Origin of the sequence: Planomonospora antibiotica (assembly GCF_014647955.1) — a bacterium.
Classification (GTDB): domain Bacteria; phylum Actinomycetota; class Actinomycetes; order Streptosporangiales; family Streptosporangiaceae; genus Planomonospora; species Planomonospora parontospora.
Genome location: NZ_BMQE01000036.1, coordinates 38,149 through 53,994 on the forward strand (window position 1 = coordinate 38,149; position 15,846 = coordinate 53,994).

The 15,846-nt window shown below is 73.6% G+C and carries 13 protein-coding genes; 4 read left to right on the forward strand and 9 right to left on the reverse strand.

Annotation, left to right across the window (positions count from 1 at the left end; translation table 11 throughout):
- The 8 genes from pdxT to pgsA form a co-directional block, all read right to left on the reverse strand.
- On the reverse strand, positions 1-588 hold the full coding sequence (pdxT, locus tag IEZ06_RS26325) for a pyridoxal 5'-phosphate synthase glutaminase subunit PdxT (protein WP_275414854.1): 588 nt from the start codon (positions 586-588) through the stop codon (positions 1-3).
- A 184-nt stretch (positions 589-772) separates the two neighbouring features.
- Entirely contained in the window at positions 773-2,449 is a 1,677-nt protein-coding gene (locus IEZ06_RS26330) for an alkaline phosphatase D family protein (RefSeq protein ID WP_189239363.1), read from the reverse strand.
- A gap of 143 nt (positions 2,450-2,592) precedes the next feature.
- Positions 2,593-3,507 (reverse strand): pyridoxal 5'-phosphate synthase lyase subunit PdxS, encoded by a 915-nt coding sequence (gene pdxS / locus IEZ06_RS26335; RefSeq protein ID WP_189239364.1) that lies wholly within the window; start codon positions 3,505-3,507, stop codon positions 2,593-2,595.
- A gap of 175 nt (positions 3,508-3,682) precedes the next feature.
- Entirely contained in the window at positions 3,683-4,702 is a 1,020-nt protein-coding gene (locus IEZ06_RS26340; protein WP_373293941.1) for a DUF3048 domain-containing protein, read from the reverse strand.
- 128 nt (positions 4,703-4,830) lie between these two features.
- Entirely contained in the window at positions 4,831-5,370 is a 540-nt protein-coding gene (locus tag IEZ06_RS26345; RefSeq protein WP_189239365.1) for a hypothetical protein, read from the reverse strand.
- Entirely contained in the window at positions 5,367-6,494 is a 1,128-nt protein-coding gene (locus IEZ06_RS26350; RefSeq protein ID WP_189239366.1) for a glycosyltransferase family 4 protein, read from the reverse strand. Before IEZ06_RS26350 ends, IEZ06_RS26345 begins: the two co-directional genes overlap by 4 nt.
- On the reverse strand, positions 6,491-7,477 hold the full coding sequence (locus IEZ06_RS26355; RefSeq protein ID WP_189239367.1) for a phosphatidylinositol mannoside acyltransferase: 987 nt from the start codon (positions 7,475-7,477) through the stop codon (positions 6,491-6,493). The genes IEZ06_RS26350 and IEZ06_RS26355 overlap by 4 nt, the downstream gene beginning before the upstream one ends.
- A gap of 12 nt (positions 7,478-7,489) precedes the next feature.
- Entirely contained in the window at positions 7,490-8,107 is a 618-nt protein-coding gene (gene pgsA, locus IEZ06_RS26360) for a phosphatidylinositol phosphate synthase (protein ID WP_189239368.1), read from the reverse strand.
- A 236-nt stretch (positions 8,108-8,343) separates the two neighbouring features.
- On the opposite strand from pgsA, the gene IEZ06_RS26365 reads away from it, so the two are divergent.
- From IEZ06_RS26365 to IEZ06_RS26375, 3 genes are all read left to right on the forward strand, one after another.
- The gene (locus IEZ06_RS26365) at positions 8,344-10,473 is read left to right on the forward strand and encodes an elongation factor G-like protein EF-G2 (RefSeq protein ID WP_189239369.1); all 2,130 of its coding nucleotides are present in this window, start codon (positions 8,344-8,346) and stop codon (positions 10,471-10,473) included.
- Positions 10,474-10,601: 128 nt separating this feature from the next.
- Positions 10,602-12,200 carry a glycoside hydrolase family 10-like protein gene (locus IEZ06_RS26370; protein ID WP_189239370.1) on the forward strand — a complete coding sequence of 533 codons (1,599 nt, stop codon included), beginning with the start codon at positions 10,602-10,604 and terminating at the stop codon, positions 12,198-12,200.
- A 146-nt stretch (positions 12,201-12,346) separates the two neighbouring features.
- Entirely contained in the window at positions 12,347-14,551 is a 2,205-nt protein-coding gene (locus tag IEZ06_RS26375; protein ID WP_189239371.1) for a hypothetical protein, read from the forward strand.
- Here IEZ06_RS26375 and IEZ06_RS26380 read toward each other — a convergent pair.
- Complete coding sequence (locus tag IEZ06_RS26380; RefSeq protein WP_229798710.1) at positions 14,497-15,045, reverse strand: HIT family protein; 549 nt, start codon at positions 15,043-15,045, stop codon at positions 14,497-14,499. The two genes, IEZ06_RS26375 and IEZ06_RS26380, sit on opposite strands and share 55 nt — an antisense overlap.
- Before the next feature lie 160 nt (positions 15,046-15,205).
- On the opposite strand from IEZ06_RS26380, the gene IEZ06_RS26385 reads away from it, so the two are divergent.
- Positions 15,206-15,820 (forward strand): Asp23/Gls24 family envelope stress response protein, encoded by a 615-nt coding sequence (locus tag IEZ06_RS26385; RefSeq protein WP_189239373.1) that lies wholly within the window; start codon positions 15,206-15,208, stop codon positions 15,818-15,820.
- Positions 15,821-15,846 lie beyond the last annotated feature (26 nt).

The window sequence follows — 15,846 nt, forward strand, 5'->3', positions numbered from 1 at the left end:
CTAGAACTCCCTCACCATTTCAACAAAGTACGAATGCACGCCGGCGTCCCCGGTCAGCTCCGGATGGAAGGACGTGGCGAGCAGCGGCCCCTGGCGGACCGCGACGATCCTATCCCCAGGTTCGGCCCGGGCCAGCACCTCCACCGGGGAACCGACGGATTCCACCCAGGGCGCGCGGATGAACACCGCACGCAGCGGGCCGCGGCCGGCGAAGTCGAGGTCGGCCTCGAAGGAGTCGACCTGACGGCCGAAGGCGTTGCGGCGGACGGTCATGTCGATGCCGCCGAAGGTCTGCTGGCCTGCGGCGCCGTCCTCGATCCGGTCGGCCAGCATGATCATCCCGGCACAGGACCCGTAGACGGGCATGCCGCCCGCGATGCGCGCCCGGACGGGCTCGAGCATGTCGAACGTGACCGCGAGCTTCCACATGGTCGTGGACTCCCCGCCGGGGACGACCAGCGCGTCGACGGTCTCCAGCTCACCGGGGCGCCGTACGGTCACCGCCTTCGCACCCGCCTCCTCCAGCGCGTGCACGTGCTCGCGCACGTCTCCTTGGAGGGCGAGCACACCGATCGTGGGCACAGGCATCCTTTCGTCCGGCTCGTCTGGTTCGCTCTACGAGCGTAACCGCTGCCGTCCGATGTGCCGTCCGATGCGCCCGTGCGGCGCACCGGTCGCGCCCGCCCGGGCCCGGCGGCGCGCCTCCCGGGAGCGGGGCGCTGACGCCCGCCCGGCCCCCGCTCCCGGGAGGCGGGCGGGGGCCGGGCGGGCGTCAGGGCCGCAGGGTCTCCCGGTCCACGGTCTCCCGGATCAGGTCGATCTCCGGCGTCCTGGCGGCCGAGGGGTCGAGCGGGCGCAGGTAGGTCCGCCGGAGCCCCGGGACCCCGTCCTCGATCACGAACGTCGCCCTGGTGTGCGCCGCCGCGCCCGCCCGGGTGACCTGGGGAACGACCTTGAAGTCCGCGGTGAGCGACTCCCGCTCGATCCGGGTGAGCACGTAGCCGCGCTGGTCGTTGTGGAACCTCAGATGGGGGTTGATCGACAGGAACGGGTGGGCGGCCGGGTCGGCGTCCCGGCCGTCGCCGCCCGCGCTGATCGAGGAGACGGCCAGCTCGGAGCCGACCGTGCGGGCCGCCGGGTCGTCGTAGTCGAGCTTGAGGTCGCTCGCCCAGTGGGCGTGCACGTCCCCGGTGAGCACGACCGGGTTGCGCACCCCGGCGTCCAGCCAGCCCTGGGTGATCCGCCGCCGGGAAGCGACGTAGCCGTCCCAGGCGTCCTGGTTGGTGATCTTCGCGGGTCCGGCGTCGCTGTCGCGCTGGGCGAAGAAGACCTGCTGGCCCACGATGTCCCACCGCGCCCGCGACCGGCGGAAGCCCTCCAGCAGCCAGCGCTCCTGCTCGTCCCCGGTGATCGAGCGGGCCGGGTCGGCGGCCTCCGGGCAGTCGCGGTAGCCGTCGCCGCACCCCTGGTCGCTGCGGTACTGCCGGGTGTCGAGCAGGTGGAAGACGGCCAGCCGCCCCCAGCGGATCCTCCGGTAGAGCTGCATGTCGGCGCCGCGCGGGACGGACCGGCGGCGCAGCGGCATGTTCTCGTAGTAGGCCCGGAAGGCGGCCTCCCTGCGGGCGGGGAAGCCCGGTTGCGGGACCTCCGGCCGCTCCGGCACGTCGTCGGCCCAGTTGTTGTCCAGCTCGTGGTCGTCCCAGACGACCAGCCAGGGCGCGGCGGCGTGCGCCGCCTGCAGGTCGGGGTCGGTCTTGTACTGGGCGTGCCGCTGCCGGTAGCCCGCCAGGGTCTCGGTCTCCGGCCCCTCGTGGTGGCGGACGTTGCCGCCCGGGGCGGTGTAGGTGCCGCGCCGGTACTCGTACAGGTAGTCGCCCAGGTGCAGGACGAGGTCGGGTCGGTCCTCGGCCAGGCGCCGGTAGGCGGTGAAGTGGCCATGCTCGTACTGCGCGCAGGAGGCGAAGGCCATCGCCAGGCCCGGGCCGTACGACAGCGGGTGCGGGGCGGTCCTGGCCCGGCCCGTCGGCGAGACGTGGGAGCCAGTCCTGAAGCGGTACCAGTAGTCGCGGCCGGGTGCCAGCCGGTCGAGTTCGACGTGCACGCTGTGGCCCGATTCGGGGCGTGCCGTGGCCACCCCGTGCCGCAGGAGCCGGCGGCCGGCCTCGTCGCCGTAGACCTGCCAGTGCACGGTGAAGGGCCTGGCGGGCATGCCGCCCGCGCCGTCCTCGGCCAGCGGTCGCGGCGCCAGCCGCGTCCAGATCACGAAGCCCCCGGAGTCGGGGTCCCCTGAGGCCACCCCGAGGGTGAAGGGGTCGGAGCGCAGCTCCCTGGAGGCCGCGGACGCCCCGGCGGGATCCGGTCCCGGGCCGGCGTGCGCGGCGGGCAGGCCGGCCGAGGCGCCGGCGGTGAGACCCGTGACGAGGAAGGAGCGCCGGCTCAACTGGGACATGTGAGGGATCCTGCCGGGGCGGGCGGGCGCGGACGCGGGCCGCCTCGCGGAGCATCACGGCAAAAGGGGGGACTTCGCAGGCCGCGAAAAGGGCGGCACCCTTCACGGATGCCGCCCTTGACGGAGCCTTTTGCCGGAGCGGACTACCAGCCGCGCTCGGCCAGGCGGTGCGGGACCGGGATGTCGTCGACGTTGATGCCGACCATGGCCTCGCCCAGGCCGCGGGAGACCTTGGCGACGACGTCCGGGTCGTCGTGGAACGTGGTGGCCTTGACGATGGCGGCGGCGCGCTGGGCGGGGTTGCCGGACTTGAAGATGCCCGAGCCGACGAACACGCCCTCGGCGCCGAGCTGCATCATCATCGCGGCGTCGGCGGGGGTGGCGATGCCGCCCGCGGTGAACAGCACGACGGGCAGCTTGCCGGTCCTGGCGACCTCGGCCACCAGTTCGTACGGCGCCTGCAGCTCCTTGGCCGCGACGTAGAGCTCGTCCTCGGGCAGGGAGGAGAGCCGCCTGAGCTCGCCGCGGATCGTGCGCATGTGGGTGACGGCGTTGGAGACGTCGCCGGTGCCGGCCTCGCCCTTGGAGCGGATCATGGCCGCGCCCTCGGTGATGCGGCGCAGCGCCTCGCCGAGGTTGGTCGCGCCGCAGACGAAGGGCACGGTGAACTGCCACTTGTCGATGTGGTTGGCGTAGTCGGCGGGGGTGAGCACCTCGGACTCGTCGATGTAGTCGACGCCCAGCGACTGCAGGACCTGGGCCTCGACGAAGTGGCCGATGCGGGCCTTGGCCATGACGGGGATCGAGACGGCCTCGATGATGCCGTCGATCATGTCGGGGTCGCTCATCCGGGAGACGCCGCCCTGCGCGCGGATGTCGGCGGGGACGCGCTCCAGCGCCATGACGGCGACGGCGCCCGCGTCCTCGGCGATCTTGGCCTGCTCGGCGTTGACGACGTCCATGATGACGCCGCCCTTGAGCATCTCGGCCATGCCGCGCTTCACCCGGGCGGTTCCGGTGATGGCGGTCTCGGTGACTTCGGGCGTGCTGCTGGACACGGTCTCTACCTCACGACGACTGGGGTTGCTGCGGACACGGGCCGCCCGCGGGCGGCCACCACACGCTTCATCGTAGGCGCTGGCCCGCGTGTTCTCCCACACCACCCTGTCGCACTCCGGCGCCCGGCTTGGACACCCTGTACGGCTCGCCCGCCGACGTGCGCCGCCGGGCGCGTCAGGGGGTGACCGGCCTGGGCGCGGCGAGGACGATCCAGACCTGGCCGGGGGCGAAGTTCATCGGCTCGCCGGTCTCGGTGGTGAAGACCGTGCCGTCCTCCTCCTCGGCCCGGCTCCACCGCGCCTTGAACGCCTTGCCGTCGCGCAGGACGACCGCCCTGCCCTTGCCGGTGGTGTGGACCAGGGGGGTGTAGCTCTGGTTCTTGTCGTGGAACTGCGAGCGCTCGGTCCTGGTGTACTGCACGACGATCGTGGGGGCGCCGAGCTGGCCGCCCTCGGCCGCCATGTCCTTCTCGCCGTCCTGCCAGATCAGCCACTTGCCGGCCTTCTCCGACCAGCCGAAGGTGAACCGGGCGGCGGGGTACCTCACGCTGTAGGTCTTGCGGGGCGTCCCGCCCTCGGCCGGGGCGTCGCCGAAGGTGAGGCCGATGTCCTTGGCCCTGCTCGCCTTGGGCGCCGCGGCCAGCAGCTTCCTGGTGTCGGCGAACAGGTTGTAGGGGGCGTAGCGGCCGGGCTGGCGGAAGTAGGCCCCCGGGGCACGGCTGTCGGAGACGTCGAACAGCGAGGCCTCGGCGATGAACGGGAGCATCTTGGTCTGCGCGCCGGAGTAGGCGAAGGCGGGCCTGCCGAACTGCGGGGCGAGGTGCAGGTCGGAGATCCGGGCGCTGCGCACGGGGCCGATCTTGGCGGGGATCTTCGAGGAGAAGACCGCGATCAGCCGGGTCAGCCCCGCCTCGACCTGGGTGACGTAGACGATGTCGGCGCTCTTGAGGCCGAGCTGGGGCTTGCCCGCCGAGGTGTTCTCGATCTTCGCGGCGAGGACGGGCCTGCGGGCCGCGCCGGGCAGCCCGGTGAAGGGGTGGGTCGGCTCCGGGGTCGGTGTCGGGGTGGGAGAGGCGACGGCCGCCTGGGGATTCCTGCCCGGAGCGGGCTCGTCGGACGAGCAGGCCGCGGCCGGCGCCACGACGGCCGCTCCGGCCAGGGTGACGGCGATCATCCGGGGTAGCCGCACGGTCATCTCCTCAAATGGGCCAGAAATCCCCAAGAGCTTACCGGCGCCCGACTTGTCGGGTGTTCCGCTTCATATAGCGATTTCGTGTAGGCAGCCTGGGAGTCCCCGGCGGCGGGACCCGCCCCGGGAGCCGCTCACTCCGCGGCCAGGGCCTGCGGCGGGGCGTCGTCGATCTCGAAGAAGTCCGGGTAGGCGGTGTGCCCGGCCAGCCGGAGCGTGCGGGCCAGCCAGCGGCGCTGGGCCGCCCGCGTCACGCCGACCGCGTCGTTGTAGAAGCGCCGGGCGTAGACGACCTTGGTCACCGCGGCGTCGAGCTCCTGCAGCAGCTCCGGGCCCGCCGGGGTCTCGGCCAGCTTCTCCCGGAAGCGCTCCTGGTCGAGCACCGCCCGCAGCGCCCGCGACAGCTCGCTCTCGGCGTGCTCGCGCTCCTCCTGCCCCGCCGTGCGGGCCTCGTGCGCGGCGGCGGCCAGCACCAGGCTCGTCGCCGGGTCCAGGATCCGGGAGGCGGCCAGCTCCAGGCAGACGGCGGCCCGCCGTACCAGGGCGGCGTCCAGGGACTCGCGGGCCAGCTCCAGCCGGATGTGCAGCCGGTCCAGCCGGCCCGCCCGCCAGGAGACGTAGACGGCGGTGAGCACCACGATCACGCCCACCACCAGGATCGTCGTGGTCGTCACGGCGCGTCGTCCTCCTCGACCCCGGCCGGGACCGCCACCGTCTCGTAGACGCGGGCGACGTCGCGGGCGACCGTGGACCAGTCGTACTTCCACACGGCGGTGCGCGCCTCGTCCGACAGCTTGGCGCGGCGCGCGGGGTCGTCCAGCAGCGCGGCGGCCTCGCGCGCGAGCGAGGCGGCGTTCCCCGTCTCGAACAGCGCCCCCGCCTGGCCCTCGTCGAGGACCTTGCGGAAGGCCGGGATGTCGCTGGCCAGGATCGCGGCCCCGGCCGACATCGCCTCGGTGAGCACGATGCCGAAGCTCTCCCCGCCCAGGTTGGGCGCGCAGAAGACGTCGACCGAGTGGTAGGCGCGGACCTTGTCCTCCTCGCTGACCATGCCCAGCAGCTCGACCCGGTCGTGGAACTCGGCGGGGACCCGCTCCAGCACCTCGTCGGCGTCGCCGGGGCCGGCGAGGAGCAGGCGCAGCTCCGGCCGCCGGGGCGCCAGCAGCGCGAACGCCTCCAGCAGCACGGGCAGGCCCTTGCGGGGCTCGTCCATCCGGCCGAGGAAGCCGATCACCTCGCCGCCCGCCGCGCGCGGCAGCGGCTCGGCCTCGGTGTAGCGGCGGACCGTCACCCCGTTGGGGATCAGTACGGCGTCGCCGCCGATGAACTCCACCAGGGTCTTCCTGGCCGCGTCCGACACGGCGATCCTGGCGCTGATCTTCTCCAGCGCGCTCATGATCACCGGGGTGGCGACGGAGAAGGCGCGCGAGCGCCCGTAGGAGGCGTGGAAGGTCGCCACGATCGGGCCCCTGGCCACCCAGCAGGCCAGCAGGCCGACCGAGGGGATGAACGGCTCGTGCACGTGCAGGACGTCGAAGCGCCCGTCGCGCACCCAGCGGCGCACCCGGTTCGCCGACAGGAAGCCGAACGACATCCGCGCCACCGACCCGTTGAAGGAGACCGGGACCGGGCGGCCCACCGAGGTGACGTAGCCGGGCAGCCCGTCGTCGTCGGCGGCCGGGGCGATCACCGAGACCTGGTGGCCCTCCTCCATGAGCGCCTCGGCGAGGTCGCGGATGTGCACCTGGACCCCGCCCGGCACGTCCCAGGCGTAGGGGCAGACGATGCCGATCCTCATGCGCGGGGCTCCAGGTCCTCGAGCCAGAGGCGCTGGAGCATGTGCCAGTCCTGGGGGTGCGCGGAGATGCCCCGCTCGAAGACGGCCGCCAGGCTCTGCATGGCCGCGGCGGTCCGCTCCTGGCGGGTGCCCTCCTCGGGGATCGCGATCTCCTCGTGGATGTCCAGGCCCCAGTCGCGCCCCCGGAAGTAGGGGATGGCGGGCAGCAGCGCGGCGCCGGTGTGCACGGCCAGCAGCCCGGGCCCGGCGGGCATCCGGGTGGCGGAGCCGAAGAAGGAGACCTCGATCCCCCTGGCGGTCAGGTCGCGCTCGGCCGGCAGCGCGACCGCCCGGCCGGCCCGCAGCCGCTGCGCCAGCGTGCCGAAGTTCTGGCCGTCGCCGCCGGTCAGCGGGAGCACCTCCATGCCCAGGCCCTCGCGGAAGGCGGTGTAGCGGCGGAACAGCGACTCGGGCCGGAGCCGCTCGGCGACGGTCGTGAACGTGTGCCCCGAGCCGACGAGCCAGGCCCCCGCCTGGTCCCAGTTGCCCATGTGCGGCAGCGCGAGCACCACGCCGCGCCCCTTTTCGAGGTTCTCGAAGATCCGCTCCCCGCCGCTGACGTGGGTGCGGGCGACGATCTCCGCCTTCGGCACGGACGGCAGCCGGAAGACCTCGTGGAAGTAGCGGAAGTAGGAGCGCATGCCCTCGCGGCTCAGCGCCCGGACGGCCGGGTCGTCGGGGGAGGTCCCCCGGACCCGGGCCAGGTTCGCCTCCAGCCGGCGCACCGAGGAGCCCCGCCGCCGCCACAGCCGGTCGGCCGCGGCGTCGAAGGCCCGGCCGGTCAGCCGCTCGGGCAGGTGCGGCACGAGCGCCCAGCCGGCGCCGAACCCGGCCGCGACCAGGCGGTCCTGCAGGGACGGCTGGGACGACCGGGACGGCTGGGACGACCGGGACGGCTGGGGGGCCGCGGCGGGCGCCGCGGGCGGGGACGGCTTGTCGGTCATCGCTCTTTCCGATCAGCGGAGGGTCTGGGGCGGGAGGGAGACGGCCTGGCGGCGGACGTGGACCAGTCGCTGGCCGACCGTCACCGCGCTGGCCGCGGCGAGCAGCCAGAGCCCCGCGGCCAGGACGTACGGCACGCCGAGGCCGGACAGACCGGCCGAGACCAGGCCCACCACCAGTCGTTCGGGCCGCTCGGCCAGGCCGACGTCGCAGTTCAGGCCCAGGCCCTCCGCCCTGGCCTTGACGTAGGAGACCAGCGTTCCGGCCACCAGGCAGAACAGCGCGACCCCGGCCAGCAGGCGCTGGCCGCTCAGCGCGAGCCAGACCGCCAGCCCCGAGAAGATCGCGGCGTCGCCCACGCGGTCGAGGGTCGAGTCGAGGAAGGCCCCCCAGGTGCTGCCCGGCCCGGTCATCCTGGCCATGACACCGTCGAGGAGGTCGGCGAAGACGAAGAACGTGATCACCATCGTGCCCGCGAAGAGCCGGCCCTGGGGGTAGAAGAACAGCGCCGCGGCGACCGTGCCGAGCGTGCCGGCCGCGGTGACCGCGTCGGGACCGACCCCCCGGCGGACGAGTGCCCTGCCCAGCGGGGTCAGGACTCGGGTGACGGCGGGGCGCAGAAGTTTCAGCATCGCGCTCCGATCGTAGGCCACCGGGCTCCGCGGCGCGTATCCGAAGCCCGGCGGGCCGATTGGGCGAGCCCCCTTGTGATATCCGCCACATGGGTATTTGGTGAACACACCGCGTCATTGAGGGTCGCCGGGGCTCCTGAGCCCCCGGGGACCCGGCGGTATCCGGACGCGGAGGCGGACCCCCAGGGTGCGGCCGCGCGCGACCGCCCCCTTTCGGCAGCGACACGGGAGGCGACATGGCGGAGAAATCGACCGGCGCATCGGGAGCCGCGGGCAGGGCGCCCGTGGCCGACCGGCCGGACATGGTGCGCAACGTCGTGCTGGTCGGCCATTCGGGAGCGGGCAAGACGACGCTGGTCGAGTCGCTCCTGGTCGCGACGGGGACCGTCCAGCGGCCCGGCCGGGTCGAGGACGGCACCACGGTCAGCGACTTCGATGAGGTCGAGATACGGCAGCAGCGCTCGGTGAACCTCACCGTCGCCCCGGTGCTCCACGACGGCGTGAAGATCAACCTGCTGGACACCCCCGGCTACGCCGACTTCGTCGGAGACCTGCGCGCGGGCCTGCGCGCGGCCGACGCGGCCCTGTTCGTCGTCCCGGCCACCGACGGCGTGGACGGCCTGACCCGGATGCTGTGGGAGGAGTGCGCGGCGGTCGGCATGCCCCGCGCCGTCGTCATCACCAAGATCGACCACCAGCGGGCCGACTTCGCCGAGGCCCTCACCGCCTGCCAGGACGCGTTCGGCGACGGCGTGGCCCCGCTGTACCTGCCGGTGGTGACCAACGGCAGGGTGAACGGCCTGATCGGGCTGCTGACGCAGCGGTTCTACAACTACGCCACCGGCACCCGGACCGAGAACGCCCCTGGCCCCGACTACCAGGACCAGATCGACCGCTACCGCGGCACCCTGATCGAGGGGATCATCCAGGAGAGCGAGGACGAGTCCCTGATGGACCGCTACCTCTCCGGTGAGGAGATCGACGTCAAGGTCCTCGTCGGCGACCTGGAGAAGGCCGTCGCGCGCGGCGGCTTCTATCCCGTCCTGGCCACCGGGACCGGCGTGGGCGCGGCGGAGGTCCTCCAGCTCATCACGCAGGGCTTCCCCTCCCCCCTGGAGCACCCGCTGCCGGAGATCACCACGATCGACGGCGAGCCGGTGGCCGACATCGCGTGCGACCCCGACGGCCCCCTGGTGGCCGAGGTCGTCAAGACCACCAGCGACCCCTACGTGGGCCGGATCAGCCTGGTGCGCGTGTTCTCCGGGACGCTGCGCCCGGACGCGACCGTGCACGTCTCCGGGCACGGCCTGGCCGACCACGGGCACGAGGACCACGACGTGGACGAGCGCCTCGGCGCGCTCTCCTGCCCGCTGGGCAAGCACCAGCGCCCCGCCGCGAAGGGCGTCGCGGGCGACGTCGTCGCGGTGGCCAAGCTGGCCCGCGCCGAGACCGGCGACACCCTGTCCGACAAGGACCGCCCGCTGCTGATGACCGCGTGGACGATGCCCGACCCGCTGCTCCCGGTCGCGATCCAGGCCCGCTCCAAGGCCGACGACGACAAGCTCGGCCAGGCCCTCGGCCGCCTCGTCGCCGAGGACCCCACGCTCCGCCTGGAGAACAACCCCGAGACCAAGCAGCTCGTCCTGTGGTGCATGGGCGAGGCCCACGCCGACGTCCTGCTGGACCGGCTGAGCAGGCGCCACGGCGTCGAGGTGGAGAAGGTCGACCTGCGGGTGCCGCTGCGCGAGACCCTCGGGGGGAGCTGCCGGGTGGTGGGCCGCAACGTCAAGCAGACCGGCGGCCACGGCCAGTACGCCGTCTGCCACCTCGAGGTGGAGCCCCTCCCCTCGGGCTCCGGCTTCGAGTTCGTGGACAAGATCGTCGGTGGGGTGGTGCCGCGCCAGTTCATCCCGTCGGTGGAGAAGGGCGTGCGCACCCAGATGGAGCGCGGCGTGGTCGCCGGCTACCCGATGGTGGACATCCGCGTCACGCTGTGCGACGGCAAGGCCCACTCGGTCGACTCCTCCGACATGGCCTTCCAGATCGCCGGGGCGCTCGCGCTGAAGGAGGCCGCCGCCAAGGTGCCCACCCTGCTGCTGGAGCCCGTCGACGAGGTCGCCGTGCTGGTCGCCGACGACCACGTCGGCGCGGTGATGTCCGACCTGTCCTCGCGCCGCGGCCGGGTCCTGGGCACCGAGCCGGTCGGGACCGGGCGCACCCTGGTCCGGGCCGAGGTCCCGCAGCTGGAGGTGACCCGCTACGCCATCGATCTGAGATCGATGTCACACGGCACCGGGACCTTCCGGCGCTCCTTCCTCCGCTATGAGCCGCTCCCCTCCCACCTCGTCGACAAGGTGACCGCCTGACCGGCCCTCCGGGAGGCGCGACCATCCGCCTCACGCCTCCCGGAAAGGCACTCCCGTAACACAAGCATCACGAATCGATTTCTTTTTTCCGGCCGGAGCATCGCGCTCCCGATGACACACTGTGGTCCATGCGATCCGGACGACCACTGCTTGCAGCCGCCGCCCTCTCCGCCGTCACGCTCGGTGCCGCCTACACCTTCGGGCCCCAGGACGGGGCCGCCGAACAGCGGGAGGCCGCCGCCCCCGGCGCGGCCTCCGAGCTCGCCACCGCCACCGCCACCACCGCGGCCGCGCAGTGCCGTACCGACGCGCGATACCCCAAGCGGCAGCTGCGCGGGATCTGGATCGCCACGGTGAACAACATCGACTGGCCGGTGCGCACCGGGCAGACGGTCGCCAGGCAGAAGGCCGACTACGTCAAGCTCCTCGACAGCGCGGCCGAGCGCCGGATCAACGCGGTCTTCCTCCAGGTCCGCCCGGCCTCCGACGCGCTCTACAGGTCGGGCCTGGAGCCGTGGTCGAAGTTCCTGACCGGTACGGCGGGCAAGGACCCCGGCTGGGACCCGATGCCCTTCCTGATCGACGAGGCCCACAAGCGCGGCATGGAGTTCCACGCGTGGTTCAACCCCTACCGCGCGGCCTACGACACCGACGTGAGCGCGCTGCCGGCCTCCCACCCCGCCCGCGTGCACCCCGACTGGGTCGTCAAGCACGAGGGCCGCCTCTACTACAACCCCGGCCTGCCCGCGGTCCGCGACCACGTCACCACCGTCATCAAGGACGTGGTCAGGCGCTACGACGTCGACGGCGTGCACTTCGACGACTACTTCTACCCCTACCCCGGCCGGGGCACGAGGTTCAAGGACGGCGCCGCCTTCGCCAGGTACGGCAACGGCGCGAAGCTCGCCGACTGGCGGCGCGCCAACGTCAACAAGCTGGTCGCCCAGGTGGACGCGGCCGTGCACGCGACCAAGAAGCACGTGAAGTTCGGCATCAGCCCGTTCGGCATCTGGCGCAACAGGTCCAACGACCCGGCCGGGTCGGCGACCAGCGGCATGTCCGCCTACGACTCCATCTACGCCGACGCCCGCCACTGGATCCGCAAGGGCACGGTCGACTACGTCATGCCGCAGCTGTACTGGCCGCGCGGCTTCCGGGTCGCCGACTACGACGTGCTGATGCCGTGGTGGGCCAAGCAGGTCGAGGGCACCGGCGTGCACCTGTACATCGGCCAGGCCCTCTACCGCGTCGGGACCACCGACACCCCGGCCTGGACCAAGCCCGGCGAGCTCCCCGCCCACCTCACCCGCAACCGCAAGCACCCCGAGGTCCGCGGCGACGTCTACTTCAGCGCCACCCAGGTCCGCACCAACCCGCTCGGCGCGATGGACCGGATCGCCAAGGCCCACTACTCCCGGCCGGCCCTGATGCCCCTCATCAAGGGCCTGGGCGGCGCGGCCCCGGCCCAGCCCGCCGACGTCAGGCTCCGGGCGGCCGCGCTGTCCTGGAAGTCCTCCGCCGGGGCCCGCGCCTACGCGGTCTACCGGGTCGCCTCCGGCGGCGTGGACGCCTGCTCGGCGGCCGACGCCCGCAACCTGGTGGCGGTGGTGCCCGCGGCCTCCGGCGCGCGCCAGAGCCTGCCCGTCACCGGCGGCGGGACCTACCTCGTCTCCGCCCTGGACCGGCTGCACAACGAGAGCGCGGCCACCCGGGCGATCCTCCCCTGACGAGCGGACGGCCTGCCCTCCCCTGACGGCCGGGCGGGCCGCCCTCTCCTGGTAAAACCGGCTTTCGATGGACCGGCGCGCGATCTTCCCCTACGGTGCGAGCAGTCGATGTGGGAACAGGGCCGCAGGGCCTGGGGAGGTCACCGGTGAGGCGTACGCTGCTCGCATTCGCGCTGGTCCTGAGCGTGCTGTGGCCGGGAGCGGCGCAGGCCTCCGCCTCCGCCGACGAACGGGTGGTGCTGATCGGGGTGCCCGGCCTGCGCTGGAGCGACCTCAGCCCGAAGGACACGCCCAACCTGTGGCAGCTGGCCGCGCAGAGCGCGGCCGGCTCGCTGTCGGTCCGCGCGGTGGGCCGGGTGACCTGCCCCTACGACGCGTGGCTGACGGTCTCGGCCGGGATCAGGTCCGCCGTGGGCTACGCCTGCGGCCTGCCCCCGGTGCCCGAGCCCACCGACGACGGCGGCGCGGTCGTCCCCGGCTACGACTACCTGCTCGAGGTGGCCGGGCAGCGGAACTCCGGGACCCTCGGCGAGGCCGTGCACGCCGCGGGGGACTGCACGCTGGCGGTCGGCCCGGGGGCGGCACTGGCCCTCGCCGACCGGACGGGGAAGGTGGACCGCTACGCGCCCTCGCCCGCCCAGATCCGGGCGGACGCCCTCGCCGCGTGCCGGGTGGCCGCGGTCGACGTGGACGACCTGATCCGGCCCTACCTGGGCGACGGGCGGCTGCCCGCCGTCGAGGACGCCCTCACCCCGCAGCAGCGGGCGGACGCGCTGCGCCGGGCCGACGTCAAGACCGGTGCGGTGCTCAGCGCGCTCCCCGAGGACACCACCGTGCTGCTGGCGGGACTGTCCGACCACGGCGCGCAGCCGCACCTGCGGGTGGCCCTGATGCGCGCCGGGGCGGAGGTCCGGGACCGGTTCCTCGGCGCGGCCTCCACCCACCGCGAGGACGTCACGATCCTGCCGGACATCACGGCCACCATGCTCTCCGTGACCGGTGTCCCGGTGCCGCCGTCGGTGGTCGGCACACCCTGGGCGGCGAGTGCGGGCCGTACCGGCGGGATCGCGGCGGCGCAGGCCGGGCTGCACGACGCCGACGTGGCCGGTCAGGCGATCCGGGAGATCGGCGGCGCCTTCTTCACCACCGTCGCCGTGCTCCAGGTCGTCTTCTACGCCACCGCCTTCCTGCTGCTGCGCCGGGGGCGCGGGCTGGGGCGGGTACGGCTGGCCGCCCTCGTCCTCGCGTCGCTCCCGGTCTCGACGTACCTGGTCAACCTCACCGACTGGCACCGCGCCGGGACGCCGGTGCCCTCCCTGGCCGCGGGGATCGCGGTCTGCGCGCTGCTGCTGGCGGCGGCGGCGCTGGCGGTGCCCTTCCTCTGGTCGCGCTCGCGCGCGCTGGCGGCCCGCCGGGGACGGCGCGGCGGGCCCCGGTCCCGCTCCCGGCGCGCCGCCCTGCGCCGGGGCAGCCCGCTCGGGCCGCTGGCGGTCGTGGCGGGGGTGACCGCGGCGGTGCTCGCCGGCGACCTGCTGACCGGGACGACCCTGCAGCTCAACAGCGTGATGGGATACTCGGCGGTGGTCGGCGCCCGCTACTACGGCCTGGGCAACATCCCGTTCGCGTTGTTCGCCACCTCGGTGCTGCTGCTGTCGGCGACGATCGCGCACCGGCAGGCGCGCCGGGGCCGCCGGGTCGCCGCGATGGCGGTCTTCGCGGTGCTCGGCGGCTCGGCGATGATCCTGGGCGGCTGGCCGGGCGTGGGCAGCGACTTCGGCGGCGTGATCGCGTTCGTGCCGGGCATCGCGGTGGCCGCGCTGCTCGTCGGGGGGCGGCGGGTCTCGATCGTCAGGCTCGGGGCGCTCTGCGCGGCGGGCGGCGTCACCGTGATGGCGATCGCCTACCTCGACCACCTGCGCCCGCCGGCCTCCCAGACCCATCTCGGCCGGTTCGTCGGCCAGATCTACAGCGGCGAGGCGCTGGACGTCATCGGCCGCAAGTTCGGCGCGATGGTGGGCACGCTCCTCAGCCCCAACCTGATGCCGATCGTGGTGGCCGCGCTCGCGTTCCTCGTCTACGCGCTGCTGCGGCCGGAGAAGGCCACCGCCGGGGTGCTGCCGGCCGCGTTCGCGTACTCCCCGGCGCTGCGGGCGGGCCTGATCGGCACGCTGGTCAGCGGGGTGGTGGGCATGCTCGTCAACGACTCGGGCGCGGCGGTGCTGTCCATGGCGCTGGCGCTGGCCGTGCCTCTGGTGCTCTCGGTGGGCGTCGCGGTGCTGCGCGACGGCGGCTCGCCCTACGCGTCGGGCCAGCAGCCGGCCAGCAGCGACCTGGTGTCGCGGAGCAGCTGAGGCAGCACCTTGGTCTGGCCGACCACCGGCATGAAGTTGGTGTCGCCGCCCCAGCGCGGCACCACGTGCTGGTGCAGGTGGGCCGCGATGCCCGCGCCGGCCGCGTCGCCGAGGTTCATGCCGACGTTGAAGCCCTGCGCGCCGCTGGCCTTGCGCAGGGCGGTCAGCCCGCGCCGGGTGAAGTCGGCGAACTCCGCGGTCTCGGCGGGGTTCAGGTCGGTGTAGTCCGGAACGTGCCGGTAGGGGCAGATCAGCAGGTGGCCGGAGTTGTAGGGGTAGAGGTTGAGGACCGCGTAGACGGCCTCGCCCCGGGCCACGATCAGCCCGTCCTCGTCGTCCAGCCTCGGGATCTCACAGAACGGGCAGCCGTCCCCCGGACCCGAGCCGGTCGGCTTGTTCTCGCCCTTGATGTACGCCATCCGGTGAGGGGTCCAGAGCCTTTCGAACGCGTCCGGCGTTCCCGCTCCCCGCTGGAGCTCTGGCTCGTTGCTCATGGCGGCCAGCATATTGCCCGGCGGATCCGTCCGGTCAGGTGCCTCCCTGCTGCTCCCCGGGGGCGGCCGGAGGGGCGCCGGGGACCGCTGTGACGGCGATGCAGGGGATAATTCCGGCAGAGTCCCAGCGAGCGTGACAGAGCACAGCCGAGGAGCACCAATGACGACCGACCTCTCCGCCGCGGAATCCGTCGAGGACACCGTCGAAGCCGCAGGAACCGCGGAGGGCATCGAGGACATCGCGTCCCCCGCCGAGACGACCGCGGTGACGCCCGCGATCACGGCGACGGCCGCGGACCCGGTGGCGCCCGCCGTCCGCCCGTTCTCGCTCGGCCTGTCCGTGGCCTCGGCCCCCGAGCCGGTGTCCGGGGCCGTGGTGAAGGGCCGGATCAAGGTCGCCGACGAGGTGGTCGAGAAGGTCGCCGCGCTCGCCACGCTGGAGGTGACCGGGGTCGCCGACCTGGGCGAGGACGCCGGCCACCTGGCGCAGGCGCACCGGGAGCGCTCCGGCGCCCGGCGGGCCGGCCGGGGCGTCGGCGCCCACGTCCAGGACCGGACCGTCGCCGTGGACGTGGCGATCGTGGCCGAGTACGGCCACGTGGTCATGGACGTGGCCAATGAGGTGAAGACCAACGTGGCCCGCACGGTCAGCCGGATGCTGGGCATGCGGGTCGTCGAGGTCAACGTCACCGTCGACGACGTGCGGCTGCCCGGCGAGCTCGGTTCCGAGGGCGCCGGGGACGCCCGGGACGGCCTCCCGGACACGGACGCCTGAGCCCCGGACCCGTCCGGCCGGGCCGG